The sequence below is a fragment of the Sporosarcina luteola genome, from assembly GCF_023715245.1.
Taxonomy (GTDB): Bacteria; Bacillota; Bacilli; order Bacillales_A; family Planococcaceae; genus Sporosarcina; species Sporosarcina luteola_C.
This window is the reverse complement of the sequence record NZ_JAMBNV010000001.1, coordinates 1,580,126-1,606,496: the sequence shown is the minus strand read 5'-3', so window position 1 is coordinate 1,606,496 and position 26,371 is coordinate 1,580,126. Positions and strand designations below refer to the sequence as shown.

General features: G+C 43.2%; 24 protein-coding genes and 1 pseudogene. 9 read left to right on the top strand and 16 right to left on the bottom strand.

All coding sequences use genetic code 11. From position 1 onward, the window contains the following. The first annotated feature begins 133 nt into the window (after window positions 1–133). A complete protein-coding gene (locus tag M3152_RS07635; RefSeq protein ID WP_251694565.1) occupies window positions 134–1,126 on the top strand; it encodes a substrate-binding domain-containing protein in 993 nt (330 codons plus the stop codon). Between the two features lie 109 nt (window positions 1,127–1,235). Here M3152_RS07635 and M3152_RS07630 read toward each other — a convergent pair whose 3' ends face one another. Both M3152_RS07630 and M3152_RS07625 read right to left on the bottom strand, forming a co-directional pair. Beyond that, complete coding sequence (locus M3152_RS07630; protein WP_251694564.1) at window positions 1,236–2,444, bottom strand: AI-2E family transporter; 1,209 nt, start codon at window positions 2,442–2,444, stop codon at window positions 1,236–1,238. Window positions 2,445–2,462: 18 nt separating this feature from the next. Continuing rightward, window positions 2,463–3,425: an LCP family protein gene (locus M3152_RS07625; RefSeq protein ID WP_251694563.1), complete on the bottom strand. Its 963-nt coding sequence runs from the start codon at window positions 3,423–3,425 to the stop codon at window positions 2,463–2,465. A gap of 176 nt (window positions 3,426–3,601) precedes the next feature. Between M3152_RS07625 and M3152_RS07620 the strand changes: the two genes are divergently transcribed. Next, window positions 3,602–3,712, top strand: coding sequence for a YjcZ family sporulation protein (locus M3152_RS07620; RefSeq protein ID WP_251694562.1), 111 nt, complete (start codon window positions 3,602–3,604; stop codon window positions 3,710–3,712). 133 nt (window positions 3,713–3,845) lie between these two features. Further along, the gene (gene msrA, locus M3152_RS07615) at window positions 3,846–4,376 is read left to right on the top strand and encodes a peptide-methionine (S)-S-oxide reductase MsrA (RefSeq protein WP_251694561.1); all 531 of its coding nucleotides are present in this window, start codon (window positions 3,846–3,848) and stop codon (window positions 4,374–4,376) included. A gap of 425 nt (window positions 4,377–4,801) precedes the next feature. Here the strand turns inward: msrA and M3152_RS18095 are convergent, their stop codons facing one another. Then, on the bottom strand, window positions 4,802–4,924 hold the full coding sequence (locus M3152_RS18095) for a transposase (protein ID WP_353056616.1): 123 nt from the start codon (window positions 4,922–4,924) through the stop codon (window positions 4,802–4,804). 36 nt (window positions 4,925–4,960) lie between these two features. Next, window positions 4,961–5,486 (bottom strand): annotated as a pseudogene (locus M3152_RS18090) (transposase); the annotation flags it as partial. Between the two features lie 38 nt (window positions 5,487–5,524). Here M3152_RS18090 and M3152_RS07605 point away from each other — a divergent pair. Next, complete coding sequence (locus tag M3152_RS07605) at window positions 5,525–5,671, top strand: hypothetical protein (RefSeq protein ID WP_184211497.1); 147 nt, start codon at window positions 5,525–5,527, stop codon at window positions 5,669–5,671. Between the two features lie 92 nt (window positions 5,672–5,763). Here M3152_RS07605 and M3152_RS07600 read toward each other — a convergent pair whose 3' ends face one another. Continuing rightward, window positions 5,764–6,963 (bottom strand): MFS transporter, encoded by a 1,200-nt coding sequence (locus M3152_RS07600; RefSeq protein ID WP_251694560.1) that lies wholly within the window; start codon window positions 6,961–6,963, stop codon window positions 5,764–5,766. Between the two features lie 515 nt (window positions 6,964–7,478). Here M3152_RS07600 and M3152_RS07595 point away from each other — a divergent pair. Together M3152_RS07595 and M3152_RS07590 are read left to right on the top strand one after the other, a co-directional pair. Further along, the gene (locus tag M3152_RS07595; RefSeq protein ID WP_251694559.1) at window positions 7,479–9,086 is read left to right on the top strand and encodes an ABC-F family ATP-binding cassette domain-containing protein; all 1,608 of its coding nucleotides are present in this window, start codon (window positions 7,479–7,481) and stop codon (window positions 9,084–9,086) included. Window positions 9,087–9,212: 126 nt separating this feature from the next. After that, window positions 9,213–9,899 (top strand): hypothetical protein, encoded by a 687-nt coding sequence (locus tag M3152_RS07590; RefSeq protein ID WP_251694558.1) that lies wholly within the window; start codon window positions 9,213–9,215, stop codon window positions 9,897–9,899. A gap of 137 nt (window positions 9,900–10,036) precedes the next feature. Here the strand turns inward: M3152_RS07590 and M3152_RS07585 are convergent, their stop codons facing one another. Together M3152_RS07585 and M3152_RS07580 are read right to left on the bottom strand one after the other, a co-directional pair. Beyond that, a complete protein-coding gene (locus M3152_RS07585; protein ID WP_147055882.1) occupies window positions 10,037–10,237 on the bottom strand; it encodes a cold-shock protein in 201 nt (66 codons plus the stop codon). A gap of 174 nt (window positions 10,238–10,411) precedes the next feature. Further along, window positions 10,412–10,732, bottom strand: coding sequence for a DUF1033 family protein (locus tag M3152_RS07580; protein WP_251694557.1), 321 nt, complete (start codon window positions 10,730–10,732; stop codon window positions 10,412–10,414). A gap of 196 nt (window positions 10,733–10,928) precedes the next feature. Between M3152_RS07580 and M3152_RS07575 the strand changes: the two genes are divergently transcribed. Both M3152_RS07575 and M3152_RS07570 read left to right on the top strand, forming a co-directional pair. Beyond that, entirely contained in the window at window positions 10,929–11,591 is a 663-nt protein-coding gene (locus tag M3152_RS07575) for a 5-bromo-4-chloroindolyl phosphate hydrolysis family protein (protein ID WP_251694556.1), read from the top strand. Then, the gene (locus tag M3152_RS07570; protein ID WP_251694555.1) at window positions 11,578–12,780 is read left to right on the top strand and encodes a toxic anion resistance protein; all 1,203 of its coding nucleotides are present in this window, start codon (window positions 11,578–11,580) and stop codon (window positions 12,778–12,780) included. The genes M3152_RS07575 and M3152_RS07570 overlap by 14 nt, the downstream gene beginning before the upstream one ends. 41 nt (window positions 12,781–12,821) lie before the next feature. Here M3152_RS07570 and M3152_RS07565 read toward each other — a convergent pair whose 3' ends face one another. From M3152_RS07565 to M3152_RS07540, 6 genes are all read right to left on the bottom strand, one after another. Beyond that, on the bottom strand, window positions 12,822–14,714 hold the full coding sequence (locus tag M3152_RS07565; RefSeq protein WP_251694554.1) for a vWA domain-containing protein: 1,893 nt from the start codon (window positions 14,712–14,714) through the stop codon (window positions 12,822–12,824). 10 nt (window positions 14,715–14,724) lie between these two features. Then, window positions 14,725–15,588, bottom strand: coding sequence for an AAA family ATPase (locus M3152_RS07560; protein ID WP_251694553.1), 864 nt, complete (start codon window positions 15,586–15,588; stop codon window positions 14,725–14,727). Window positions 15,589–15,646: 58 nt separating this feature from the next. Further along, window positions 15,647–15,844: a DUF6501 family protein gene (locus tag M3152_RS07555; protein WP_251694552.1), complete on the bottom strand. Its 198-nt coding sequence runs from the start codon at window positions 15,842–15,844 to the stop codon at window positions 15,647–15,649. Window positions 15,845–15,913: 69 nt separating this feature from the next. After that, a complete protein-coding gene (gene odhB, locus M3152_RS07550) occupies window positions 15,914–17,152 on the bottom strand; it encodes a 2-oxoglutarate dehydrogenase complex dihydrolipoyllysine-residue succinyltransferase (RefSeq protein WP_251694551.1) in 1,239 nt (412 codons plus the stop codon). A gap of 64 nt (window positions 17,153–17,216) precedes the next feature. Further along, a complete protein-coding gene (locus tag M3152_RS07545; RefSeq protein ID WP_251694550.1) occupies window positions 17,217–20,030 on the bottom strand; it encodes a 2-oxoglutarate dehydrogenase E1 component in 2,814 nt (937 codons plus the stop codon). A 198-nt stretch (window positions 20,031–20,228) separates the two neighbouring features. Then, the gene (locus tag M3152_RS07540) at window positions 20,229–21,305 is read right to left on the bottom strand and encodes an undecaprenyldiphospho-muramoylpentapeptide beta-N-acetylglucosaminyltransferase (protein WP_251694549.1); all 1,077 of its coding nucleotides are present in this window, start codon (window positions 21,303–21,305) and stop codon (window positions 20,229–20,231) included. Window positions 21,306–21,422: 117 nt separating this feature from the next. On the opposite strand from M3152_RS07540, the gene M3152_RS07535 reads away from it, so the two are divergent. Further along, on the top strand, window positions 21,423–22,769 hold the full coding sequence (locus tag M3152_RS07535) for an MATE family efflux transporter (RefSeq protein ID WP_435371930.1): 1,347 nt from the start codon (window positions 21,423–21,425) through the stop codon (window positions 22,767–22,769). A 52-nt stretch (window positions 22,770–22,821) separates the two neighbouring features. Here M3152_RS07535 and M3152_RS07530 read toward each other — a convergent pair whose 3' ends face one another. Genes M3152_RS07530 through M3152_RS07520 form a run of 3 tightly spaced genes read right to left on the bottom strand, consistent with a single transcriptional unit; the run spans window position 22,822 to window position 26,353 of the window. Beyond that, window positions 22,822–23,904 (bottom strand): Ger(x)C family spore germination protein, encoded by a 1,083-nt coding sequence (locus M3152_RS07530; RefSeq protein ID WP_251694548.1) that lies wholly within the window; start codon window positions 23,902–23,904, stop codon window positions 22,822–22,824. After that, a complete protein-coding gene (locus tag M3152_RS07525; protein WP_251694547.1) occupies window positions 23,901–24,920 on the bottom strand; it encodes a GerAB/ArcD/ProY family transporter in 1,020 nt (339 codons plus the stop codon). The genes M3152_RS07530 and M3152_RS07525 overlap by 4 nt, the downstream gene beginning before the upstream one ends. Beyond that, window positions 24,917–26,353: a spore germination protein gene (locus M3152_RS07520; protein ID WP_251694546.1), complete on the bottom strand. Its 1,437-nt coding sequence runs from the start codon at window positions 26,351–26,353 to the stop codon at window positions 24,917–24,919. The genes M3152_RS07525 and M3152_RS07520 overlap by 4 nt, the downstream gene beginning before the upstream one ends. Window positions 26,354–26,371: the final 18 nt, after the last annotated feature.

Here is a 26,371-nt window from a genome sequence, read left to right as displayed (position 1 = left end):
ATATAACAGGATATATCTACTTATAACTAATTATACTTTCCTATTATTGATTATATCTAGTTATATCTGAATATATTGCTTTTTACTTCAATTTAAGAGAAAATAGAAATAAGAATCTGACAGGAGGTTACTTATGACCGGAAATAAGGAATCGTCGTATACGACCGAGGAAATCGCGGATCTTTTGAAAGTCTCCAAACTGACCGTCTATGATCTTATAAAAAAAGGAGATATTCGTGCATACCGGGTAGGACGGCAAATGCGTGTCGATTCAGAAGACCTGGAAGCTTACAAGGATAAATCGAAAAGTGGCGGGAATCTTGTCAAACAGGAAAAAACGGCTTCAGAGACAACACCTGAACTACCGATTCAAAGGACTGAACCAACTCCACCACCTCAACCGTATCAGCCAGCATCACAAAGGAAACTGATCATAAGTGGACAGGACATCAGCCTGGACCTGCTTGCAAATGCAATTGGAAGAAGCGGTGCTAGTTACCGTCCACTACGTTCGTACACAGGCAGTTTGAACAGCTTGATTGCAATGTATGAAGGGGAAGCAGACATTGTCAGTACCCATCTATTCGATGGGGATACGGGAATGTACAATATCCCCTATATTAAAAGGATTCTTACCGGTCATGAATTCGTAGTCATCAATTTGCTATCGAGGTCGGCTGGCCTATTCGTACAAAAGAACAATCCGAAAAATATACGGACGTGGGCGGATTTCAGCAATCCCTCCATCAAAATGGTCAATCGGGAAATAGGGTCAGGCGCGAGAGTGTTGTTAGATGAAAAGTTGCGGTTGGAAGGCATACTTCCCCGATACGTCGAAGGTTATCATATAGAGGAACTGAACCATATCTCCGTCGCCAGCAAAGTGGCATCCGGATTTGCGGATGTCGGTGTCGGTATTGAAAAAGCTGCGGCAATGGTAGGCGTAGACTTCATCCCGCTCGTCCAGGAACGGTACGACCTCGTTATGTACAAGGCTCCCGAGAATGAATTCTTACGTGATTCTATCTTATCCATCCTTCGCTCACCCGCATTTCAAAATGAAATCGGAGCGTTAGGAGGCTACGATCTTTCATTAACTGGGACAATCATGTATGAGACGGATTAGGTTAAGGGCACATCGATATAGAATCGGGTGCCTTTTTCAATAAAATATAAGTTTACATAATAATATTATCAAACAAAAAATGAACGCCCATATCGGACGTTCATTTCATTTATACTTGTACATCTTCATAATGCATAGCGCGATCCGGTTCGTACTTGTTATACCTGATCTTCAGCAACTTGAACATATGCGTTAAAACCACCTTCAATAAGGCGTAACCAGGTATGCCTAGAACGACCCCTGCCACCCCGAATAGAGATCCTGCAGTCAGTAAAACAAAAATGATTGTAATCGGATGGATTTTTAATGACTTCCCCATTATTTGCGGGGATATGAATTTCCCATCGACCAATTGAACAATCGTCCAGACGGCGGCAAGCTTCACAAGCATTAAAGGCGATGTGACGATGGCAATGATGACTGCTGGCGTAATTGCAATAAGTGGACCCAAGTACGGAACGACGCTCGTGAACATCGCGAGTGCGCCTAATAATAGTGCATATTTCATGCCAATGATTTGAAAACCGATCGATACCATAATTCCGATGCTTATGGCGACAAGGATTTGACCTTGGATATAAGCACTGATCTGATGATCTGCATCATTGAGAATCACTTCCGCATCATCCCGGAGGCGTGGCGGCAACATTTTCTTAATCATCTGTGGAAGCTTATCCCCATCCTTCAAAAGATAGAAAAGGATGAATGGAACAGTCACAATCGCAAGAATGAAACCGGTCAATGCTGAAATGAATGAGGTGATCCCGGAAGCGATTCCGCCAACTGCATCTGTAATGAATTCACCAATGTTCCCTTTCCCGTTGTCGAGAAAACTGTTGATGTTTATATCCATTTCTTTATAATACGCTGAAAAAATGGAGGTCCGCAAAAATGTGTCAACATTGATGAGCATTTGATTGAAATACGTAGGAAACTCTTCAATCAAGTTAGCGAATTGCATCTTTAGAAAAGGAAAAACTAGAAAAACCAATAAAGTAATCAAACCGATAAGACCGACGAATATGATGAATATCCCCCAAACTCTCGGAATCTTTATCCGTTCAAAAAAACGGAGTATAGGTCGCAGCAAATAATAGGCAATTGTTGCAAGGATTATTGGCAGTACGACAGTTGAAAAGAATACTCTTATCGGGTAAAAGACGAAATCCACTTTGCTGAATACTAAAATAATCAGGCCAATCAACAAGATTGATAGGAGCACGAACATTGTGGCTCGTCCTCCTAGGAAACGAATAATCCGCGGTGTTCCATCATTCAGTTCTTTGCGCGCTGTCGACCTAATTTCTTCGTAATCCATTGACTCCCCCACTTTCCATCACTCAAGTTCTAAATCAAGAAAGGCTGCAAGTGCCTCTTTATTCTTTTCAACATCAAGCTCGATAACCGATCCAGCATGTGCATATGAGTTGAACCGATACGTGCCTTCAACAGGAATCGTCATCGTTTCCAAATCGGCTTTGCCCTTCACCAAAAGGGTGAATGCTTTTGAAATTTCGTCCTTTGTCGTTAAATCGGTCTCAATGAAGCCGGATAATGCACCGGATAATTTCGGAACATGAAGAAGCATTCCAGGACTCATCGCCTCATCTTTAACTGCGTTCATTACTTCCTGCTGCCTTGTCACCCTGCCGAAATCCCCCTGTGCATCGGCGCGGAAGCGGGCATATCCAAGCAGTTCCTTGCCATTCAAGCGCTGTTCGCCGGGCATGAGTGTGACTCCGATCTTTTCGGACATCTCTTTTTGGACATTAATTTTTATTCCACTTGGAAACGCAATATCGATGATCGACTCGAAATTGTCAAAATCCACAATGGCATAATGATGAATCGGGATGCCGAACATGCCTGTAATTGTATCCTTAACGGTCTGTACCCCGTTCAAGTAATAGGCCGTATTAAGTTTATAGGATTGATATCCAGGAATATCTGCATAAATATCCCGCATGAATGAAACGATGCGGATCGACCCTTCTTGTTTATTCCAAGAAAGGACCATCATCGTGTCCGTGCGCGACTTTCCGCTCCCATCATCGTCAATGCCTAACAACAGGTAATTCTCGACGGAGGGGTTCTGTGGATCGATAACATCACCACGGAAAGGGCCTGGGTCAATGATATTCCCTTTCGCCAATGACTTCCCTTCCTTATATTGAAAGTATGAATAAAGCCCTGTCACGATGAAAGCGATGAACAGGATCGTGAAGAATAACCTGCCTATCCGTAGCTTTCTTCTCCTTCTTCTTCTTGGCACCGGGCCTTCGTACTGGTCTTCGTTCAAGTTTAATTCCTCCAAATTGTAAAGTCACGTATGGGACGATTGGTGAGTGCCAATGGTTGCGTATGTATATGGATAGTATACCATGTGAGGGCTATAAGATAATGCCACGGAATCTGGTCATTTCCCCATGCAAGTAGTGAAGCGAAGCATAATCTATATTGAAGGTGGTGGTATAAATGGGTCGTGAATACGGTGGCGGGGGCGGAAACAGTTACGGTTCTTCCTTTGCTTTGATTGTTGTGCTTTTTATCCTGTTAATCATTATTGGCGCAAGCTTTGTCTATTAATTCATAATACAATAAAGCACAACCACTCATTGGCACTTCGAGAGAAGGTTGCATTCCGGTCTTGGATGACCCGTATGCAGCCTTTCTTTCGTGTGCTACAATTTAGATTATACATTGAAAGGGGTTGTAGACGATGACATGTGAAGGAATCGAAAAAGCGGTATTCGCCGGAGGTTGTTTTTGGTGCATGGTGAAGCCATTTAAGGAATGGGATGGCATTGTTGACGTCGTTTCGGGCTATATGGGTGGGCACGTTGAAAACCCTACTTATGAAGACGTGAAAAAAGGGGACTCGGGACACTTGGAAGTCGTCGAGATCACTTATGATCCTTCTATATTTACATATGAAAAACTTCTTGAATTGTATTGGCCCCAAATCGATCCGACAGACGCGGGCGGACAGTTCCACGACCGTGGACATTCGTATACGACAGCCATCTTTTATTACAACGAGGAACAAAGGAAAGCTGCGGAGAAGTCGAAAAAAGAGCTCGCCAATAGCGGCAGGTTCGCGAAGCCAATCGTGACAGATATTCGTCCAGCGGAGACATTCTACCGTGCAGAAGAATATCACCAGGACTACCATGAGAAAGAGCAGCAACATTATGAAGAGGACCGTGCTAAATCAGGACGGGACGATTTCATATCAGAATACTGGAAATGAGTGATTCAAAAAACAGGTAAAGGATTTTAATCCTTCACCTCAGACTGTAGGGAACAGGATGGAAATCGAATTGATTTCCATTCCTTTTGTCTTCTTAGACGCATTAATGCAAAAACGTTAGATTGACGCGACGTTGATTTCCGTTCCGGGCGGACGCTTTCCGGGGGCTTGCCCTCAGCCTCCTCGGATGTGCTCCCAACGCTATCGCTTTTGGTCGCAAAAGCCGTTCTTCATTACGGCTTTTCCTGCGGGTCTTCACGCTGCGCTGATTCCCCAGGAGTCGCCGCCCTGCACTCCAATCAACTGGAAATCCTTTAAGACAGGGGTATCATTTCAGTCTCCATAGCCGGCGCTCCCCATGTCCAACTAGCCAGCTTCTTAAGATTTAAGGCGGAAAAGTCAGCATCGCCTGCATTGACATTTTTTTAAAGTCCCCTTAGGGTTATCCATCGCGTGCCATGATTCTTTTTGGCATTGGCAAAGACACGTTCAATCGTCTCTTTACGCTTCCCGTATATTTCTTTGATTTCATGATTGTGACGAGGCATACTGACGGTATCCTTCCTTCGTGGTTGTTCGATAGCCTGTAGCCTCTTCTCATAAGCCCGCGTCTTTTTACGAAGATCCTTCTTCTCAAACTTACTCTTATTCGCACTGGCTTTCACATGGGTAGAATCAATGAAATATGATACGGCTGAGAAGCCCACGGTTTGCCACCTCGTTTAGAACATTATAGAAGATCCGCTCGAACAGATCAGTATCTGCAAAACGACGGGCATATTTCTTCCTGAACGTGGAGATGTGAGGAACCTCAGTATGAAAGCCGAAGCCTTGGAACCAGCGATATGCCACGTTCGTTTCTATTTCCTTGATTGTCTGACGCATGGAGCGGATACCAAAGGTATATTGAATGAATGTCATCTAGATGAGTACTACAGGATCTATGCTAGGTCTTCCAATTGTTGAGTAAAGGTCTTCAACTAATTGATAGATGAAGGAAGAATCAATGGCCGCATCCAGTTTACGCACCAGATGGTCTTGAGGAACCAACTGCTCTATGGTCAGCATTTCCAACTGTTCGCGTTCATTAATTTGATTCTTCGTCATCATATCCATCACTTCATTCATTTAATAGGAAACACCGTTGATTGGAGCGGAGAGCGGCGACTCCAGCGGGAACAGCGCGAGCTGAAGACCCTGGACTGAGCGCAGCGAGGGAAGCGGCTGAAGCCGTGCCCGCGGAAAGCGTCCGCTCGCAGCGGAAATCAACATTGTTAGCTTTATCTCTATTTTAAAAGAAAAAAGACCGAAGGCAAACACCGAAATTTTTGATGTTTGTCTACAGTCTGACTGGTGAAGGATTTAATCCTTCACCTGTTTTCAATCCCTACTCCACTTTCTGCTCACGGTCACCAATCATAAACGTCAAGATCATCATAGTTACAAACAAGCCCATGAAAATCATCAATGTATATTGATGCTCGCCAGTCCAATCGTATATCAATGCAATCAATAACGGCAAAAACCCTGCGATTAGATAGCCGCCCGTCTGCATCATTGCGGTCCATTCATTTGTATCCTCCGCTGTTTCGGTCGCATCCAATGGAAATAATAACGCAATTGGGAATAGACCAGCCAGAGGAATCGCCATGAGAATGGAACTCACCCACATAAGCGTGCGATCTCCCGTCCAAAACAAAACGAATGCAAGTAATCCCATTGTTAAAAACACAAATAGCCAGAATCTCCTTTTCGGAAAACGTTCATAAACGATTGGAAAGAGGAGATTCAAAAAGATTTGCAACGTCATCATTACACTTAATAGAGTGCTCGCTTGCACGAGTGACATTCCGGCATCTGTTGCTAGTGGAACAATCCACGTAATGATACCAAAGAAACTTGACGCTTGTAAGCCGAAAAAGAGCAAGTATAGCCATGCTTTTCTCTGTCGCCATGGTGACAAGGCGTCCACTTTCCTCTTTTCCCCCTTCTCCCTTACCTCCTCCATAAGACTACTATCCCCTTTTACTGAAAGTCTCCAGAAGAAAATTGCCGCAACCGATAGAACAGCCCAGATGCCGAGTGCAAACGGGTATGAGCCGGTGGATTCGAAGAAAATGGCGGTAAGTCCTGCTCCTAATGAAGAGCCAACTCCCATACCGAATGAATAGACACCGATTACACTCGTCGCCCGTTCCGGAAAACTCTGTTTGATCATCGCAGAGAGAAGTGGGCCCATGACGGCAATTGCAATCCCTATAATTATTGCAGATAGGAGCAACGAAGCATAATTAGAATATAATCCCCTCATCGCCGTCATTAAACCAATGACAAACAGCATGAGATACATTGAACGTGTCAATCCCAGCTTGCGATTCAGAAGAGGTGCCAAAGACGCAAACAGGCCCATGCAAAATACCGGTAAAGCCGTCAAGAGACTCACTTTTGCGTTTGTCAAAGATAGATCATCCCGAATGATATCGAGCATCGGACCAATTGATGTTATGGCTGGCCTCATATTGACCGCAACGATAAAAATCGTAATGATAAGTAAGATGGTGTTATGTTTCAAAGAACGTTGTGACATTACAAAACTCCTTATACTATGTTGATTGCGAACTTGTGTTCCTTCCCTTTTTCAACTATACTAAGTAGTGAAAGGAAAGATGTACCATGAAACTTCTCCATTGGGAATATACTCGTAAGTATCAAGTAAAATGTAGATTTGATGAGTTCCCCCATACTGTTTTTATTTTCCGCAAAGTGAAGGACTATTATTTTCTGTTCTCCATGTCCGGATTGGATAAGCATGCCGTTGCAACAAAAAAGGATTATGTGCGAATGGAATATTTATTGAATAAAGAGCTATGTCTATTGGACGCGTATCGGCAACGAAGCGTATTCAAATGTTGATCCCCCCAATACGGGGGTTTTTTTGTGGAAATGAATCGGAGGTAGAAGGGAAAAACACTCATGCAGGAAAATGTACATTACAATCATACACGATATGAACTGAAAAAGTATGAAAAGCGGATCGAACCCATACCACTCGATGCAGAATCCGTGTTATAATAGGAGCATTGTGAATTTAGGAGGATTTTTATGATAGCAGTTAGTAATGTTAGTCTTCAATTCGGTGACCGTAAACTGTTTGAAGATGTGAATATACAGTTCAACCCTGGTCATTGTTATGGATTGATCGGTGCAAACGGAGCCGGAAAATCAACATTCCTTAAAATTTTATCAGGCGAACTTGAACCTCAAACAGGCAACGTCATCATGAACAAGGATGAGCGTTTGGCAGTCCTTAAGCAGAACCATTTCGAATATGAGGAAAACGAAGTGCTTGATACGGTCATCAGAGGACATCAACGTCTTTATGATATTATGACCGAGAAAAATGCTATTTACATGAAAGAAGATTTTTCAGATGAAGATGGCATGCGCGCAGCTGAACTTGAAGGTGAATTCGCTGAATTGAATGGTTGGGAGGCTGAATCGGAAGCCGCAATCCTTCTTCAAGGTTTGGGCATTCCTGAAAGTCTCCATCATGTTAAATTGGCTGAGCTGAGCGGTTCGGAAAAGGTTAAAGTACTTCTTGCACAAGCGTTATTCGGTAAACCGGATGTCTTGCTGCTGGATGAGCCAACGAACCACTTGGACTTGAAAGCCATCCAATGGCTGGAAGAATTCCTAATTAACTTTGAGAACACTGTCATCGTTGTTTCCCATGACCGTCATTTCCTTAATAAGGTTTGTACTCAAATCGCGGACCTCGACTTCTCAAAAATCCAACTGTATCCAGGAAACTATGATTTCTGGTACGAATCCAGCCAATTGGCATTAAGAATGGCACAAGACCAGAACAAGAAAAAAGAAGAAAAGATTAAAGAATTACAAGCTTTCGTCGCCCGTTTCAGTGCAAACGCGTCAAAATCGAAACAAGCTACATCCCGTAAAAAAGCACTTGAAAAGATTGAATTAGATGACATTAAACCTTCATCACGCAGATATCCATTCGTCAACTTCCAAATCGGACGTGAAATCGGTAATGATGTGCTAAGCGTTAAAGACCTGTCCAAAACACAAGACGGCAAAGTCATGCTAAAAGATGTTACATTTACGATGAATAAAGAGGACAAGATCATCCTGTTAGGCAACCCGCTAGCTAAAACAGCATTGTTGGAAATCCTTGCCGAAGAAGCTGAACCGGACGCAGGGACATTCAAATGGGGCGTAACGACTTCCCGTTCCTACTTCCCTCTTGATAATAACGAGTACTTCCAAGGATCTGAAACATCATTAGTTGAATGGCTGCGCCAATATTCACCTGAAGATCAGACGGAAACGTTTTTACGCGGTTTCCTTGGCCGGATGCTTTTCTCCGGTGAAGAAGTTAAAAAGAAACCATCCGTATTATCAGGGGGAGAAAAAGTACGTTGCATGCTTTCCAAAATGATGTTGAATAATGCTAACGTCCTTCTGCTAGATGAGCCGATGAACCACTTGGATTTGGAGTCGATTCAGGCATTGAATAACGGCTTGATCGCTTTTAAAGGCGCTATGATCTTTACTTCCCATGACCAGCAATTCATTCAGACGGTAGCTAATCGAATTATTGAAATCCGTGAAGACGGAACGATTCTCGATAAAATGATGCAGTATGATGAATATTTGGAATGGAGAGACCAGCAATCTGTCTCCAATTAATACGTAAACCGTTTTCCTTTAATGGAAAACGGTTTTTTGGTTTTGAAAATCTGACATCGGTAATGGATATATATAAGGATATTCATCATCTTATCGGCAATACTACCGGAAAGGAGTGTGCAGCAGATGAAGAGAAAATCCATAATATTACACGTCTTACTTTTTGCGTTGATCGCTTCCGGTTGTACGAACAAAACTACTAGCCTGAACAATTCGGGAAATAGCGGGGAAACAACAAAACCGAACGAACAACAAGGGAATTCCAACGGCTCGAACACAAAACCAAATCAAAACGACCAATCATTACTTGAATTCTTCCTTCCGGCAGGATCAACTGCGCGGTATCAAGGAGAAGGAAATGAATTTGCAAAGTTGGATATTGATTTTGCCCATCCGTATGAAAATTATGTAATTCTTCATGAAAATAATGGTGGCGCAGTAATCAGGCGCATTTACAAAATTGAGAAAGAGCAGATCTTGAAAATGGAAGAAAAGCCAGTGGATTTACATGAGGACTTCCCTTCCCTGCAAGACATCAATGCGATGGAACCAATCGGCATTTACCTCAAGAAGCCTTTGAATGTCGGCACGGAATTCGGCAATTGGAAGATTGTCGAGAAGGATGTAACGGTTGAAACACCTTATCAGACATTCGATCATGCTTTTGTCATTGAAGAAAAAGGCGATGATTTCGTCAACCGTAAATATTTTGTGGAAGGCTTCGGAGAAGTGAAACGCGAGTCGATTATGGAAACCGTTGATGAGGAATACATTGTCACTTCAACTTTGGAATCTGTTACGAAACCTGAATAGGAAACGTCTAGCTCCGGCGGCTGGAAGGATGCCTCAATTTCTGGAGAAACCGCAGAAATTCGGCATCTAGGTAGGCCGTCTTCGCTTTTGCACGTAAAAAAGAGGCACCTCTAAAGGCGCCTCTTTTGTCTGACGAATTATAGTTTAACTACGTTAGCAGCTTGAAGACCACGATTGCCTTCTACTACTTCGAACTCGACTTGTTGTCCTTCGTCCAAAGATTTAAATCCGTCTCCCTGAATTGCAGAGAAGTGTACGAATACATCGTCTTCCCCTTCAACTTCGATAAAACCGAAGCCTTTTTCAGCGTTGAACCATTTTACAGTACCTTGTTTCATTTGTGACTACCTCCAAATAATTGTTCTTGCTAATATATGAAAAAAATTCACATATTACAAAAAGCACCGACAACGCCGATCACCTTTTGTAATACGTGAATACGTCTGCTTCGGTAAATCGTTTTATCTTACTGCTACTATACCATACCCAAATTAATTGTCAATATAACATTATCAAATATTCGAATTATTCATCATCATAAACGAAGAAGGCTTTCCATCTGTCAAGGAAATGATTCCATGGAAAATTTGTAAATCTTCATCGCAACCTTCACAGAAGATGCGTTCATTATCTGACCAATACGCGAAAAAACAATCTTTTCGCTCTTCTCGGTATTTGTACTTTGACCCAAATTCCTTGTTCAATTCACGTAAGTATTCCAAAGCCTCTTGAGCGGATTCAAATGCCTGCCTTAATTGGATTTTCTTTTCCCAGTCTTCAAACATCCACCACGGCTCGTAATCCGCTTTCATATAAACAACTTCATATTTCATTTAACGTTCCCCCTAACTAAAAAGCCGTGAGTGGATTCATTTTAACAAATCTCGATTAACTATCCAAGTAAATGAATTCACACGCCCATTACAATGTATTTCTGTAAGGAATCAGGTATAATTGGACTAAGGGGATGAAACTTTTGGTCGTTTTAAACGTAGTAAAGGATAGAGAATATAAGGAGGCCTGTAGACGATGCAAGAAGTTAAGCAGTTTTTCCAACGGCATTTAATTGCGGCGCCAATCAGCTTCGGCTCTTGGTTAACGATGATCCTTGCTGCAGGCATGAATCCAGTTGCCGCAACCGGTCTGATGATTGCAATATACTTAGGTGGTAATTTCACGATCAAACAAATACAACTTTCGTCGAATGTCAAGGAGCTCGGCATGTCAAGATCGGAATATAAGCATATTAAAACACAGATTTCTGAAGCTAAATCAAAAATAAATAAATTGAACGGGTTATATGGTCAGGTCCGCTCTGTCCAGGCATTTAAACAAGTATATGAGATGAATAACTTGGCAAAAAGGATTCTTACCATAGTACGCAAAAACCCTAAAAAATTCTATCATGTTGAGAAATTTTTCTATTCGCATCTCGATTCAGCTGTCGAGTTGACTTCCAAATATGCAATTCTGGTCAATCAACCATTGAACGACCAGGAAATCAGGGTTGCCCTCCAACATACAAGGGAAACACTTACAGAAGTGAACAAACAATTGGAGCAGGATCTTCGAGGCGCCTTGGCAACAGATATAGAACAGTTGCAACTTGAACTGGACTATGTGGATGTGACGATGAAAAATAATAAACCGTTGCTCGAGATGAAAGGAGAAATGCGTAATGACAGAAAATAACGTGACGAATTCCGAGGTAAAAACAATGGATGACCTTTTGGACAATCCGTTTAATATGAATGAGCCACTTTTGCCGAAAGAAATGCAGACGGAGCAAACGAAAGGCCAAGTGGCTGTAAAACTGATGGATCGGCTATCACCCGAAGAGCAGGAAAAAGCGAGACAACTAGCCGAACAAATTCCTGTAGGTAATTATGAAGCGATCATCACTTATGGCGCAAATGCACAAAATGAACTATCACGTTTCTCCCATAAAATGCTAGACCACGTACAAAGTAAAGATATCGGCCCCGTAGGTGATGTGCTAGGAGATTTAATGAGCAAGCTATCGGAAATTGATCCTGAAGATCTCTCCGAGAAGAAAAAAACCGGCCTCAGCCGACTTTTCGGAAAAGCGAAAAGGTCTATCCAAGAGATGATGACGAAATACCAGAAGCTTAGCACACAAATCGACCGCATCGGTGTCCAGCTTGAGCATTCCAAGCGCGGCCTGCTTGAAGATGTCCAAATGCTAGACAGCTTATACGAACAAAACAAGACATACTTCCAAGCATTGAATGTCTATATTGCTGCGGCAGAACTGAAACGAGACGAAATTGCAAACGTCATTATTCCTGAAATGCAAAGGCAAGCGGAACTTTCGAATGATCAAATGGCGTTCCAAGAAGTGAACGACATGGGACAATTCCTAGATAGGTTGGAAAAACGACTGTACGATCTTCAGCTTTCGAGACAGATTACGATTCAAAGCGCTCCGCAAATCAGGATGATTCAACAGACGAATCAGACGCTTGCCGAGAAGATCCAGTCTTCCATCATGACTTCCATTCCGTTATGGAAGAACCAGATCGCTATCGCGTTAACATTGAATAGACAGCGGAAAGCCGTAGAATCCCAACGTCTAGTGACAAAAACAACGAATGACCTTCTATTGAAGAACTCTGAAATGCTAAAAGTGAACTCCATCGAAACTGCAAAAGAAAATGAACGTGGCATCATTGAGATCGACACATTGAAGAAAACGCAGGAAAACCTGATCCAAACAATCGAAGAAACGCTTGTCATCCAAGCCGATGGACGTGCGAAGCGAAAGCAGGCGGAAGTGGAAATTGCCCGTATGGAAGAAGAATTGAAACAACGCCTCCTAGCCGTGCACGAAAAAACCCAATCCCCAAATCGACCACTATAACATTCAAAAAAACCGCCCTCTTGGCGGTTTTTTTCCTTCTTTCATCCCACTGCAATTACCAACAGCTTCCTTAAAATTCTCAATGTCTGATCCGTAAAATGTTCAACGGATTGCGATGCTGCGGATTTATTTCCGAACATCATCGAAAATAGTGCACGTTGATCATCTGTCGGTTCCTCTGACGATAAAAACAAATGGATGACAGAGACACCCTTCTTCTCGGCCTCCAACACCGATTCCCTCGTATCCAGAATACCATTCCGATCATAACCAAATGCAGACGGCTCACCATCCGAAAAGACCAGTAAGAATTTATGCTTCTCTGGTCTGCCAAGCAACCTGCGCGTCATCCATCTAATCGCAAAACCGTCTCGATTATCTTCATTCGTATCGAATGAAAGAATGGTCAACCCGTCATCTTTCCTCTGATCGTCAAATGTGTGCATCATCCCAAAAACATTCGGTTGTATATCCTTGGAAGCATAATTGGCATCTTCGTAATAAGAGGATATTTCATGTTGGACAGATAGCTCCCTTAACACATCATGGAATAGTAAAACGGCTTTCTTTGTCTCATCGAGTTTATCCATCATGGATGCGGAACCATCTACAAGCAACCCGAAAACCGCATCCAACTTTTGCGAAGGGATGTTTTTCCGGTAAAATGGACGTGGACGTTCATCCACTAGCAATGTCGTCAATTTTGTAGACAGCCTGCCCTTCATCAACCGGTTCCTTTTTGCATCCGTTTTCAACTCAATCCTCTTTCTCATTTCCTCTGCAAATGAACGGACGAAAGGTTTTTGTTCTTCGCGCCATCTCAGTAGCTTAGCCATATTCGCATCATTGCGCACTGCTTGAACTGCCTGCTCTTCGTATACGACATTGACGTTTTCCTTGCCGAAGTCATGACCTGCCGTTTTCCTCATTGACTTCTTCCCTGAACCGCTCCGTTCTTCATCGGACCATTTGCTGCTCTCATTTCCCTCTGATTGTCCAGTTCCTGTTTCTTGGACATCGGCATGTTCATTGCCTTCAGTCGTATTTTCACCGTCCCCCCTGCCCGCTCGGCCATGCTCCAGCTCGTATTCGAGATGAACACCCGATTCACTTTCACTTTCACGATGCCATGTACGGAAAATTTCCTCAATCGTTTCCTTCGGTTTCGGTTCCCCTTGTTCTGCATCCGTCATTCCTTCGTGATAATGAAATACGGCTGTCTCTTCCGTGATGGCGTCTCCGACAGCATAATATTGATGAATAAGGTCATTTTCGATGATCTCCTCGACTATGAAGATGATACGCTCTGCCAGTTCGGCCACTTCTTCAGTTGATTTCGCATCGGTCGTATATGCAGCAATCATCATGATTTGGCTGATCGGCAAATTCCAATCCACTTGTGTTTCAGTCAACAAACCTTCATGTAATGTGATGTACAGCTGATTCAATAATGCATCAGCAATAAACGCTTTACTAGTGTTGGATAGGAGCCGATCCCTGTGAAAGTTTAGCATAAGTTGCCGTCTGATTGAAAATGCCTTTGCTGTACCAGGCCTTTCCTTTTCGACCACATCAATCAGTCTGAATTCCTCCAACATAAGCATCAGCTCTTCAGCAAACTTCCGCAAAACGTGGCTTTTGTACTTATTTCTGAACCGGATCCAATCCGGTACGGAAAAATGCTTCCAATAACCAGCTGTCAATAAATACACGTCTGATAACCGGCCGGCATGCGTCACTTCTTCGGAACGATGCCTCCAAAACACACTAATTGAAATGGTGCCTTCCTTCGGCTGGAATTCGAACAGTTTACGCTCTGTCAATTCCAGGAATTCCGCATCCGCAAGCGCCCTCCCTAACCGTTCGTAAAGAAGCAGTAAGTTTGCATCGATCGTTTCATCATTGAATTGTATGAACCGATTTAATTTGACCATGGTTTACGCCTCACTTCACCCATGTTTCCATTAATTCCATGACAAGATCCCTGTCCATCTTGTCTTCCAGTTTCTCAGCAATCGCGTACCGGATGGCGCGACTTACCGGCATGTGCTCTGCTAACGATATTGCATCCAATAAACTTCTGACAGAAGCGGCTTCCTCAGACAATAAACCGTTCACCACTTGCTTTCTCAGATCTTCATTGATGTTCATCATCGTATCGACTAAATTCGCATCTGCTTGAGGGAAAAGATTTTGAATGATCTCCCGTAATTGTTCACCGGACAAATAAGGAATCGAAAATGAAATGAATCGGTTTTTCAGCGCTTCATTCATCGGTGATGTTCCGACGTATCCTTCGTTTATAGCTGCAATTACCGTAAAATCAGGATGTGCATGTATAACTTCACTTGTAAAAGGATTTGTAAGCATTCGCCTATGGTCAAGTACACTATGTAAAATGGGGAGGGTTTCCGGTTTCGCCATATTAATTTCATCTATATAGAGGATATGCCCCTCTTTCATCGCCTGAACGACAGGGCCCTCAACAAATTCGATGATTGATTGCCCACTGCTTGCATTGATCGTCTTGAAACCTAAAAGAGATTCCGCGTCCAAATCGACAGAGCAATTCACGCTATGCATCGGCTGGTTGAAAAAATGAGAGATGCTCTGTGCAAGCTTCGTTTTTCCTGAGCCTGAGGGGCCTTTCAAAAGAACGGGTTTCTTCAATATCACTCCGATCAGGATATCTTCCCATAAATCAGGGATTGGGGAAATATAGCCGCCCTCCTGTATTAGAGCGGTATATTGATTTTCATACTTTCTCTCATGCCGATTTGCTCTTTCATTTGCGATAAAAGAATCCATGAATCGCTCATCCTCCTAAAAAATGCCCGATGCCTAAACGATCGGCATGGGCAAAGATTCATTCGAAATACGTTTTATAATAGCCGCCGACTTTCCCGGTATTATCCACGATGAAAATGAATTCGTCTGTTTCGTTTTTCACATCATATTCTTTCCCGGGTGTTAAACAATCGTTAACGACATACTTTTCCGCATCCGCATGCTTACAGATTACTTTACGCAGTGTCGGGGCAGTCGTCCACTCTTTGAAAGACATTTTGTTCACCATCCAATTTCAGTAATTTGAAAAAGCCCGAGAAACTCGGGCTTTTTAGTTAGGTAGAAATCAAGATCCAAGAAGGAGATCTTCTGGGTTCTCAATCAATTCTTTGACCATTTTCAAGAATCCGACAGAGTCTTTTCCATCGATGACACGGTGATCATAAGACAATGCAATGTACATCATCGGACGAATCTCCACATTATCGCCAACAGCTACAGGACGTTTTTGAATTGTGTGCATTCCTAGGATACCCACTTGAGTACCGTTTAGTATCGGTGTTGAGAACAAAGATCCGAATACACCGCCGTTTGTGATTGTGAATGATCCGCCTGACATATCTGCAATCGTCAATTTATTGTCTCTCGCTTTTCCAGCAAGCTCTCCGATTGTAGATTCAATTTCAGCAAAATTCTTACGATCAGCATCACGGACGATTGGAACAACCAATCCGCCTTCAGTTGAAACTGCGATTCCTACATCGTAATAGTGTTTCAAGATGATTTCGTCGCCATCGATTTCCGAGTTGACGTATGGGTACTTTTTAAGAGCAGCGACAACCGCTTTTGTAAAGAAAGACATGAAACCAAGACGCACATCATTCTTGTCATAGAAATCGTCTTTTTTACGTGAACGGAGTTCCATAACTGCAGTCATGTCGATTTCATTGAATGTTGTAAGCATTGCAGTTGATTGTCTGACTTCCAATAGACGTTTCGCAATCGTTTGGCGGCGACGCGTCATTTTTTCTCGCGTTTCACGGCCATCTTGTGCAGGTGTTGCAGCAACTTTAGTAGGAGCTGCAGGTGCAGCAGGAGCTTTAGGTGCTGTACCATGTGCTGAAACGTCTTGCGCTCGAACACGGCCCATTGGATCTACTGGTGATACATCAGCAAGATTGATGCCCTTTTCACGTGCAAGCTTTCGAGCTGCCGGACTTGCGATTGTACGATCGGAAGAAGACTGTTCAGTTGTTTGCGCAGCTGCCGCCTCCTGTGGTGCCGGTGCTGCTGCAGGAGCCTCTTCAGCTTTAGGAGCAGGAGCAGATGGTTGTGCCGCTGGAGCTCCGGAACCTTCGCCTACGACTGCGATGACTTGACCGACTTCAACTGTGTCACCTTCTGCAGCAAGAAGTTCTTGGATGACTCCGGCTTCTTCGGAGATGACTTCCACGTTTACTTTATCCGTTTCCAATTCTACGATGAACTCGCCTTTGTCAACACTTTCACCGGGTTGTTTCAACCACTTTGCAATCGTTCCTTCAGTAATCGATTCTGCAAGCTCAGGTACTTTGATTTCAGCCACAATAAATTCCTCCTCTGTTCTACCGTTTCAACGGTTGCAACAAATATCTTTAATTAATGTGAAATTATTTTTTCAAAGCTTCTTCGATGATGCGTTGTTGCTCTGCTTTGTGCGCTTCCCCATTGCCTTCTGAAGGGCTCGCGCGATGAATACGGCCTACGTAGGAAACTGATTTCTTATCTCCCGCGATTTCCAGCATGTATTCCAAAGCAAATGACCAAGATCCCATGTTTTTAGGCTCTTCTTGGACCCAGACAAGTTCCTTCACTTTTGGATAGCGCGCAGTGATTTCCGCAATTTTTTCGGATGGGAATGGATAAAGCTGTTCCACGCGTACGATATGCAAGTGGTCGAAGCCTTCTCCGTCCTTAACTTTCTCTGCAAGATCGATTGCCATTTTACCGCTTGCGAATAGGATCTTCTTCACTTTTTCAGGATTTTGGCCTGTTCCAGGCTGTTCAAGAACAGTTTGGAAATGTCCTTCTGCGAGATCGCTCACTTCGGCACCGACGAGCGGATGACGAAGAAGTGATTTCGGTGATACGATGACAAGAGGACGCTCCACTTCAGTTCCAAGCATCATTGCCTGTCTGCGCAAGACGTGGAAATAATTCGCTGCGCTTGAAATGTTTGCAACCGTCCAGTTGTTTTCTGCACTTAGCTGCAAATATCTTTCGAGACGTGCGCTAGAGTGTTCCGGTCCTTGACCTTCGTATGCATGCGGCAGAAGAATGACCATGCCGGACTGCTGTCCCCATTTTGAATGACTGGAGGAAATGAATTGGTCAAACATTACTTGTGCCATATTTGCAAAGTCGCCATATTGGGCTTCCCAAATCGACAACGCTTGGTCTTTCTCCAAGTTATAACCGAATTCATAACCGACAACGGCAAACTCAGTCAACGGGCTATTGTAAGCGACAAATGAAGCTTTTGAGTCGCTAATATGATGAAGTGGTACAAATTCTTCTCCTGTCTTTTCGTCGTGCAGCACAAGGTGTCGATGCGCGAAAGTGCCCCGTTGGACGTCTTGCCCCGTAATACGGATTGGCTTGCCGTCTTGTAGTATGGAACCGAATGCCAGTTGTTCGGCATGTGCCCAGTCGACTTTTCCTTTTCCTTTGAAAGGTTCTTCACGACGCTTCAAGATCCGATCCAGCTTGCTGAACACAGTGAAGTCATCCGGGTAGGATAGCAACTCTTCGTTCATCCGCTGCAATCTGTCATGGTCTACACCGGTTTCAAGATCCCTAGGGTATCCTGCCATGACAGCTTCAGGCGTCGCATTGGACCTTTCTTTCGCTTTGGAGGAATCCTCTTTCACCTTGTCGTATGCAGCTTGCATCATCGCAAAAATGTCAGCATCCAACTTTTCAACATCATCATCTTTCAAGATGTTTGCTTCAACTAGTTTCGAACCGTATATTTGGCGTACAGTCGGGTGCTTATGGATTGAATGGTACATCATCGGGTTCGTCACTAATGGTTCATCCATTTCGTTATGCCCGTAACGGCGATATCCGATCAAGTCTATTAAAATATCCTTGCCGAACTTCTGACGATATTCGAATGCAAACGCCGCAACAGCCATAACATCTTCCGGACTGTCAGCATTGACATGCAGTACCGGAACTTCGAAACCTTTTGCAGGATCAGATGAATAATGGGTTGATCTCGAATCGTAATATTCAGTTGTGAAACCGATCGTATTATTGGCGATGATGTGAATTGAACCGCCAGTCTTATAACCGCGGACGCGGCTATAGTTGAACGTTTCAGGAACAATACCTTGACCTGGGAATGCTGCATCACCATGAATCATGATCGCGTATGCCGCTTTCATATCTTGCTCAGGCAGTCCTTCATGAGATGTCGTTTCCTGTGCGGCTCGAGTCTGACCTGCTACTATCGGATTAACGACTTCCAAGTGGGAAGGGTTGTAAGCCAAGAAACGTTCCGTTCCTGAAGGAGCTTTGTATAGAGCTCCCATATGGTATTTAACATCACCGAACCAGCCATGTGTTGTCGCTAGCGTTCCATCTTCAGGTAGAAATGGCTCGGATGGGACGCCGGCAAATTCAGCGAACATCATTTCATAAGGTTTATTCAAAATATGGGTCAATACATTCAAACGTCCCCGGTGTGCCATGCCAATCAGTATCTTCTTCACTCTGTCAGCCTCGGAACGGCGAACCAACTCATCAATGAGGACGACTAGAGAGTCAAGTCCTTCAATGGAAAAACGCTTTGCCCCGACAAATGTGCGGTGAATGAATTTTTCAAAGCCTTCGACCTTTGTAAGCCGTTCAAGTAAAGCCTTTTTATCATCCTCAGAAAGCTGCACGGAGATTTCTCCGTTTTCGATTTTCGATTGGATCCAAGTTCGCTCTTCTTCATCAATCACATGAGAGAATTCATAAGCAATCTTCCCAGTGTATAATGATTTCAGATAGTTTACTGCATCCAGTCCGCTTTCTACATGGGCGGGCGGATTTTTCACAAACAAGGAGGTTGGCATCGACTGTAAATCGCTCTCGGATAAACCATAAAACGAAAGTTCCAGTCGCGTTGCATCTTTAGGTCTATCGTTCAGCGGATATATATCCGAGGCAAGATGCCCGTATGTGCGGATAGCGTCGATTAGCGTGTAGGCGGCCAGAACTTTTCCAAAATTACTTTCTGGCACAGCTGACATTGCTGTATTTTGATCTGCACCCTCTATAGAAGGCGCACCGTAGCTTCTGAACATTTCAGCAAGTTCGGGATCCACCGATTCGGGTGACGCTTTAAATTGATCATACATTTCCATTACATACCCAAGGTTCGGACCAGCAAATACCGAATAAGGGGAACGTTGGGTACCAACATTGTTCGACATGTAAAATGACCTCCACATTTTGCCTTTTGGCATGTTGTGTTTCTATTTTTTATCCGTATCCATATTACCACGCAAATAATAGAACGGGAAGGGATTAGTTCTATTTTATTGACATATTGGCATTCAACCAAAATAGATTCCTTTTCATTTATTTGCAACTCTCTTTTTTCTTTTTACAACTGCCGAATTCTATTCCAGCTAATTTTTGTATGAGAGGATTAAATCCACCATTGTTTCCGGAGATTTCGTGTGCGAAACATTTCTCATATTGGATACAAGATTCTCCCTATCTTCCCTTAGTGATGTGAAAAGCTCAGCCATGGAGTTTTCACCCAACTCTTCTTCTTGGATCACTTTTGCAATACCTAGAGATTCGAACAGGGAGGCATTCAATAACTGATCTCCCCTGCTTTGTGAAGCGGATAAAGGAATGAGCAGCATCGGTTTTAAGACGGACAACAATTCAAATATAGCGTTCGACCCTGCACGTGATACTGCATAATCGGATGCCGCCAATAAATGCGGCAACCCCTCGGTCACATATTCAAACTGGGTATAGCCCTTCATCTGTTCCAAAGACTCATCAATATTCCCTTTACCGCATAGATGGATGATTTCAAAATGTTCCAGCACAGCATCCAATTCACTTCGCACGGCGTTATTGAGCAATGCTGATCCTTGGCTGCCTCCCATGACGATAAATATCGGTTTCTCTCCTGTCAAACCCGCAATCCGCAGTCCTTCTTTCCTGTCTCCTTGGAATATTTCAGGTCTGATGACAGCACCTGCACAAGTTGCTTTTCCGGCAGGTATATAGTCAAGCGTCTGCTCGAAGACCGTAAATATATGTTTTGAAAACGGTAGAGCGAGCTTGTTTGCAAGTCCCGGAGTAACGTCCGATTCATGGACGACAACGGGGATCTTTGCAAGCTTTGCAGCTAAAACGACAGGTACGGAAACAAATCCGCCTTTCGAAAAAATGATTTCCGGCTGCACTTTTCGCAATATCGAATATGCCTGTAAAACCCCGGCTCCTACCCTGAATGGATCGGAGAAATTCTTCATGGAAAAGTAACGTCTTAACTTGCCGCTTTGGATTGCATGGTAGGTCACTTCACGATGACCATCTTTTATCAATTCTTTTTCAATGCCATCGTGGGAACCGATATAATGGATTTCATATCCTTTTTCAATGAATACGGGGATAAGTGCTTCATTTACCGACACATGACCTGCAGTGCCGCCCCCGGTTAGTAATACGACAGGCCGTTTCATGGCCATTCACCTCATCTATTCTCAAGTATATGAATTCATTCTAATTGAACTCCATAGTCATTATAGCAAACGAACCATGGTACAATGGGGGTAATTTTGGATTAAAGGATGATTTACTTGCAAACTACCGTTCCATTTAAGAAAAAGCCGTTAAAACTGGCTACAATTGTTATGCCAATTCTTATTACGCAGGTTGCCCTGTACATGATTACCTTCTTCGACATTCTTATGACTGGGCGATATGATACATACCATCTTGCAGGTGTAACAATCGGTTCTTCGTTTTGGGTACCTGTCTATACCGGTCTAGCCGGCATCTTGATGGGATTGACTCCCATTATCGCCCAGCTAATAGGTTCCCGCCGGAACGTAGATGTGAAATTTACTGTTCAGCAAGGTCTGTATGTATCAATCGCCCTCGCTAGTGTCGTTTTCATGATCATTCGATATGGAGTTTCACCGATCCTCGAATCAATGCCGCTCGAAGAGGAGGTCCGGATTGTAGCTGCCGACTACTTGGAAGCTATGAGCTTAGGGCTGTTTCCGCTTTTCGCATACACCGTATTACGTTGTTTCTTCGATGCACTCGGCGCAACACGCGTCTCAATGGCTATCATTCTTTTATCTGCACCGCTTACAATTTTCACGAACTATCTTCTTATTTATGGAAACTGGGGCTTTCCCGAATTAGGTGGTGTCGGGGCAGGTTATGCAGCAGCGATCACCTATTGGCTTATTTTTTTCATTGCCTATGGTGTCGCTTGGAAACACAGATCGTTCAGCGATTACCAACTATTTAATAAATGGGGCAAGCTTTCATTTGTAAGGTGGAAAGAGATATTATTCATCGGCGTGCCAATCGGGATTTCAATATTTGTCGAAACGAGCATATTTTCCGCGGTTACATTGATGATGAGTAACTATTCGACCATTGTTATTTCGGCACATCAGGTCGCCCTGAATTTCTCGTCTCTTCTCTATATGATTCCTTTAAGCATTTCGATGGGCGCAACCATTCTAGTCGGACAGTCTGTCGGTGCTGGTCAATTCCGTGATGCGAAACAATACAGTTTTCTGGCTGTCGGTCTTGCCATTGCATTCAGTGCCATAGCCATCATCATCCTCCTTATATTCCGGGGACAAATCGCCTCACTCTATACGACAGACGTACAAATCATCGGAATGGCTGCTCAGTTCCTCATCTATGCAGCGCTCTTTCAGTTGTCTGATGCGATCCAAGCACCCGTCCAAGGTGCATTACGCGGATATAAAGACGTCAATATGACATTCATTATGGCAATAATGTCTTATTGGGTGCTCGGTTTGCCCATCGGCTTTCTTTTGGCGACGTATAGCGAATTGGGTCCGTTCGGTTACTGGGTCGGCCTCATTGCAGGTCTGACGGTCGGAGCAATCGCGTTGACACTCCGACTGCTCCATATTCAGAAAAGGAAATTCAGGTAATAATAAACCCGCGATGCTAAAAACTAGCTCGCGGGTTTTAATTTAAGTTAATTTAATTTAATATCCCGGTTCTCGTAATTTCAACCTCGACTTTTACATTGATGTCGAGTTCAGAAAATGTATCTTGCCATTTCCCTTTTTTCCATAAGTGAGGATGGAACGCACGTACTGTTCTACCAAAGCCGACAGGGTCACTTTTCGCTTCCTGTAATTTCTTGATCACTTCATTAAAATCATTCGTCAGTTCTTTAGAGAGAAACCCCTCCAACTCTTTCCTTTTCTTCTCTTCATCTAAATGATTATTAGCAAATTCATTAACCTGAACTTTCATTTTATAGGCAGCATTGATCTTGCTATCCTTTATGTTCCATTTCTTATTGTACTTGACTAGTCCCACGGTAACCGGATACTTTTTACCTTCTTTTTCCCACTCGTATGTGAACATCGTTTCGTCCCCAGGTTTCTTTTTAAGAATTTGAATGATGGTTGACTCCTTTGTATCTAACGTGTGACCCGAAAAAACTTTGTCACTGAACAATACGACTCCCGCCACCTCAGGTGTGCCTGTCGTTTCCGACATTTTCACGTACGGTAATTGAAGGTCAATCCCTTCGTCTAATAGCAATCTGGCAGCTAACTGGATATCTTCGTCAGGAATAATAGAAGCAAATATAGCAGTGTTTAAAGTTTCATCATAGTAGTCGGGGACCTCTTTACCCATTTTTTCTGTCTTTTCCATAAAAGGTGCTAAATCCCCTTCCACTACAACAAAGCGACTGCTTAACCGGGTACGCGGCATTCTATAAGCGATATCGAAAGTCTCCAAGAGATCCGTCTTTACTGCTTTTGTAGAGAGAAGTACGACTAGAACTTGCGAAGGATCAAGTGTTTCACTCGTCTTCCGATTTGCATCGAGTCGAGCTTCCTCTATGGAAACGCCGCTTCCTTCAACAGTCGAAAAGCTAAAGCTATCAGGATTAGCAACTACACCATATGTGAAGTATCCCGACCATTTTCCGGGTTCTCCATCATAGCCGATTAGCGGGACGATCGTAATATCCTTGTATAGTCGTTCATCCCAACAACCAGCTAGTAGAAGTGAACAGGCGATAGAAACGAGTACGATTTTCTTCATTTTCGCTTCCTCCGATTCGTAATTATAACGGTGACCGGAACGAGTAAGCCAAAAACAAGATACACATAAATGATCAAATGATTCAGTTGCTCCATAGATTGTTTGGACAAAAAGAGCAAAGGCAACAAGACGAGGAGTATGTGCCAAATGATTGTATCCCTTTTGTCATGCTTAGTACTATGAAGCCGGTGAACATACATTGCAGCAAAGGAGATTATCGTTACGGTGACAATGGTCCATACCGTCCAAATGTATAAAAAAAACAAATCGAGGCGCTCAACAAAAGTTACTTCCTGTGCTTTTAATAGAAATAATAGCGGTTCGGGAATCCTTTCCAATCCCTGGGGCGTGAAATATAAGAGTACTATGACGACAGAGAAGAAAAAGAATAAGAACCACACCAGTTGATAGACAAATAACGGTCGACCTTTTATTTTCTGTTTCTCGTCAACATGCTTTCTGAAAAACAAATACAGTTCAATACCTATGAAAGCGAGCTGTGCTTTGAGTAGTCCTTTCGTCCATTCCGCACTCGTCGACTCACCTACCGGAAAAAGATTCGTCCACACTAAATCTTTCCAAGCGAACTGTAGGAATACTAAAAATAATAATATTAGTGGAATCAACAAGACAGACAAGTTTATTACCGTTTCCGCCCTGCTTAAATTAGCATACAGAGATACACTGACTAGAACTGCGATAACAATGAATTGTGGTGTTTTCGGGAACCCCCATACCGCTAATGTATAATCGATATAGGCAAGATATACGATGGATACAAATAGCCAATAACCTTTATACAACCATCCGACAATTTGACCAATCTTAAAATGTCTGTAATTTCGTTCAAAGAAGAGCAACATCACATAGTGGAACGCCCCTGCAACGAGGAAGATAAGCCATGCATCCCTCCCTGCTTCATTGATAAAAGGAGACGGGAAGGAGAAAAATGATGATCCTGACTGGACTATAAAAAGAAGAAGAAAAAACTGACCTCTAGATATATTGAAGTTCAATTTCTATCCCCCTTCTTCCGTTTGCCTCCGCCGTGTTTAAATGTTTGTTGTTGCTTATGATTTTTATAATAAGGAAGCCTGAAGAAAATATTTTTAAAACGGGAAGGGTCAAATGGGACAACCGGTGATAGATAGGGTTGGTTCAGTGAAGATCTATTCAGTAAATGGATAAACAAGATGAGTGCTAAAATAGCGATGCCGAAAAAACCAAAAAATGTGGCAGCAAGCATGAATGGAAACCGGATTATCCGTATTGTCGTGTTCATTTCGACGCTCGGCACGACAAAGCTTGAAATTGCAGTCATTGCCACGACAACCACCATTAAATTCGACACGAGACCCGCATTGACAATTGCGTCTCCGATTACGAGACCACCGACTATCCCGATTGTTGGACCAATCGGCGCTGGTAGCCGGATTGTCGCTTCCCGGATGATTTCTATGAAAAGTTCCACAATTAGTGCTTCAATTATTGGACGATATGGGATAAATTCCACAGCTAATTTCACTTTTCTACTTAGGTCGAATGGCAAGATTTCCGAATGGAAGCCGACGACAGCAATGTAAAATGCGGGCAGGAAAACGGCGATCAGGAAACTGAATAATCGAAGCATCCGAAAGAATGATCCGACGATGACACGTCCATTAAAATCGTCCGGTGACTCATAAAACGAAAAAAAAGTGACCGGTGCAATGAGTGCTGAAGGAGACTGGTCCGTGAAAATGACAATTTTCCCTTCCAATAAATTCGCCACGGCACGATCCGGTCTTTCTGTGTTCAAAAACTGGGGGAAAGGAGACCAAACCGAATCCTCCAAATAATCCTCGATTTGTCCAATGCTGTATATTTTGGAACGATCAATATTTTTAAGTCGTGTTTTAACTTCGTTTACGACATCTTTATCAGCGATGGACTCGATGTACACATACGTAACTTTCGTATTCGTATCTGTTCCAATCAGTATATCCTTCCTAACTAAATCTGGAATGGGTAGATGCTTCCGGATAAGCGAAATGTTTTTGTCGATGCTTTCCACGAAACCTTCATGGGGACCGCGAATGACGAATTCATTAGTCGGCTCGGTCGTTGAACGTACTTCAAATGAGGGGATTGTAATGGTCATTAACAGATTCGTTGCAGGGAAAAAAATTGCAACAAATCCATTGGTAACACTATTGACCAATTTCGGTACTGAAAATGCTTCTACACTCGAGGTTGCGGTTCCCGCCCAATTTGGAAGTTCAGCAATTGAACGAAGTCGAAGAATCTCAATCTGCTTATTCACTTCGCTGCTTTCCGTCATTGTAGAGAAAAAACAGATAATCCCATCTCCATCTTTCCAAGTGATTTTCCGCACAATAAGATCTGCGGAATCATGGAAAAGGTTTTGTATATATAAAATCAAACTGTCATTCGATTTTACGTCATCCATGATATTCACCTCTTGGAA

Excerpts from the sequence above, each read along its gene's own strand:
- M3152_RS07635 (WP_251694565.1), top strand. The coding sequence starts at position 134 with ATGACCGGAAATAAGGAATCGTCGTATACGACCGAGGAAATCGCGGAT.
- M3152_RS07630 (WP_251694564.1), bottom strand. The coding sequence starts at position 2,444 with ATGGATTACGAAGAAATTAGGTCGACAGCGCGCAAAGAACTGAATGAT.
- M3152_RS07620 (WP_251694562.1), top strand. The coding sequence starts at position 3,602 with ATGGGTCGTGAATACGGTGGCGGGGGCGGAAACAGTTACGGTTCTTCC.
- msrA (WP_251694561.1), top strand. The coding sequence starts at position 3,846 with ATGACATGTGAAGGAATCGAAAAAGCGGTATTCGCCGGAGGTTGTTTT.
- M3152_RS18095 (WP_353056616.1), bottom strand. The coding sequence starts at position 4,924 with ATGCCTCGTCACAATCATGAAATCAAAGAAATATACGGGAAGCGTAAA.
- M3152_RS07600 (WP_251694560.1), bottom strand. The coding sequence starts at position 6,963 with ATGTCACAACGTTCTTTGAAACATAACACCATCTTACTTATCATTACG.
- M3152_RS07595 (WP_251694559.1), top strand. The coding sequence starts at position 7,479 with ATGATAGCAGTTAGTAATGTTAGTCTTCAATTCGGTGACCGTAAACTG.
- M3152_RS07590 (WP_251694558.1), top strand. The coding sequence starts at position 9,213 with ATGAAGAGAAAATCCATAATATTACACGTCTTACTTTTTGCGTTGATC.
- M3152_RS07585 (WP_147055882.1), bottom strand. The coding sequence starts at position 10,237 with ATGAAACAAGGTACTGTAAAATGGTTCAACGCTGAAAAAGGCTTCGGT.
- M3152_RS07580 (WP_251694557.1), bottom strand. The coding sequence starts at position 10,732 with ATGAAATATGAAGTTGTTTATATGAAAGCGGATTACGAGCCGTGGTGG.
- M3152_RS07575 (WP_251694556.1), top strand. The coding sequence starts at position 10,929 with ATGCAAGAAGTTAAGCAGTTTTTCCAACGGCATTTAATTGCGGCGCCA.
- M3152_RS07570 (WP_251694555.1), top strand. The coding sequence starts at position 11,578 with ATGACAGAAAATAACGTGACGAATTCCGAGGTAAAAACAATGGATGAC.
- M3152_RS07565 (WP_251694554.1), bottom strand. The coding sequence starts at position 14,714 with ATGGTCAAATTAAATCGGTTCATACAATTCAATGATGAAACGATCGAT.
- M3152_RS07560 (WP_251694553.1), bottom strand. The coding sequence starts at position 15,588 with ATGGATTCTTTTATCGCAAATGAAAGAGCAAATCGGCATGAGAGAAAG.
- M3152_RS07555 (WP_251694552.1), bottom strand. The coding sequence starts at position 15,844 with ATGTCTTTCAAAGAGTGGACGACTGCCCCGACACTGCGTAAAGTAATC.
- M3152_RS07545 (WP_251694550.1), bottom strand. The coding sequence starts at position 20,030 with ATGTCGAACAATGTTGGTACCCAACGTTCCCCTTATTCGGTATTTGCT.
- M3152_RS07540 (WP_251694549.1), bottom strand. The coding sequence starts at position 21,305 with ATGAAACGGCCTGTCGTATTACTAACCGGGGGCGGCACTGCAGGTCAT.
- M3152_RS07530 (WP_251694548.1), bottom strand. The coding sequence starts at position 23,904 with ATGAAGAAAATCGTACTCGTTTCTATCGCCTGTTCACTTCTACTAGCT.
- M3152_RS07520 (WP_251694546.1), bottom strand. The coding sequence starts at position 26,353 with ATGGATGACGTAAAATCGAATGACAGTTTGATTTTATATATACAAAAC.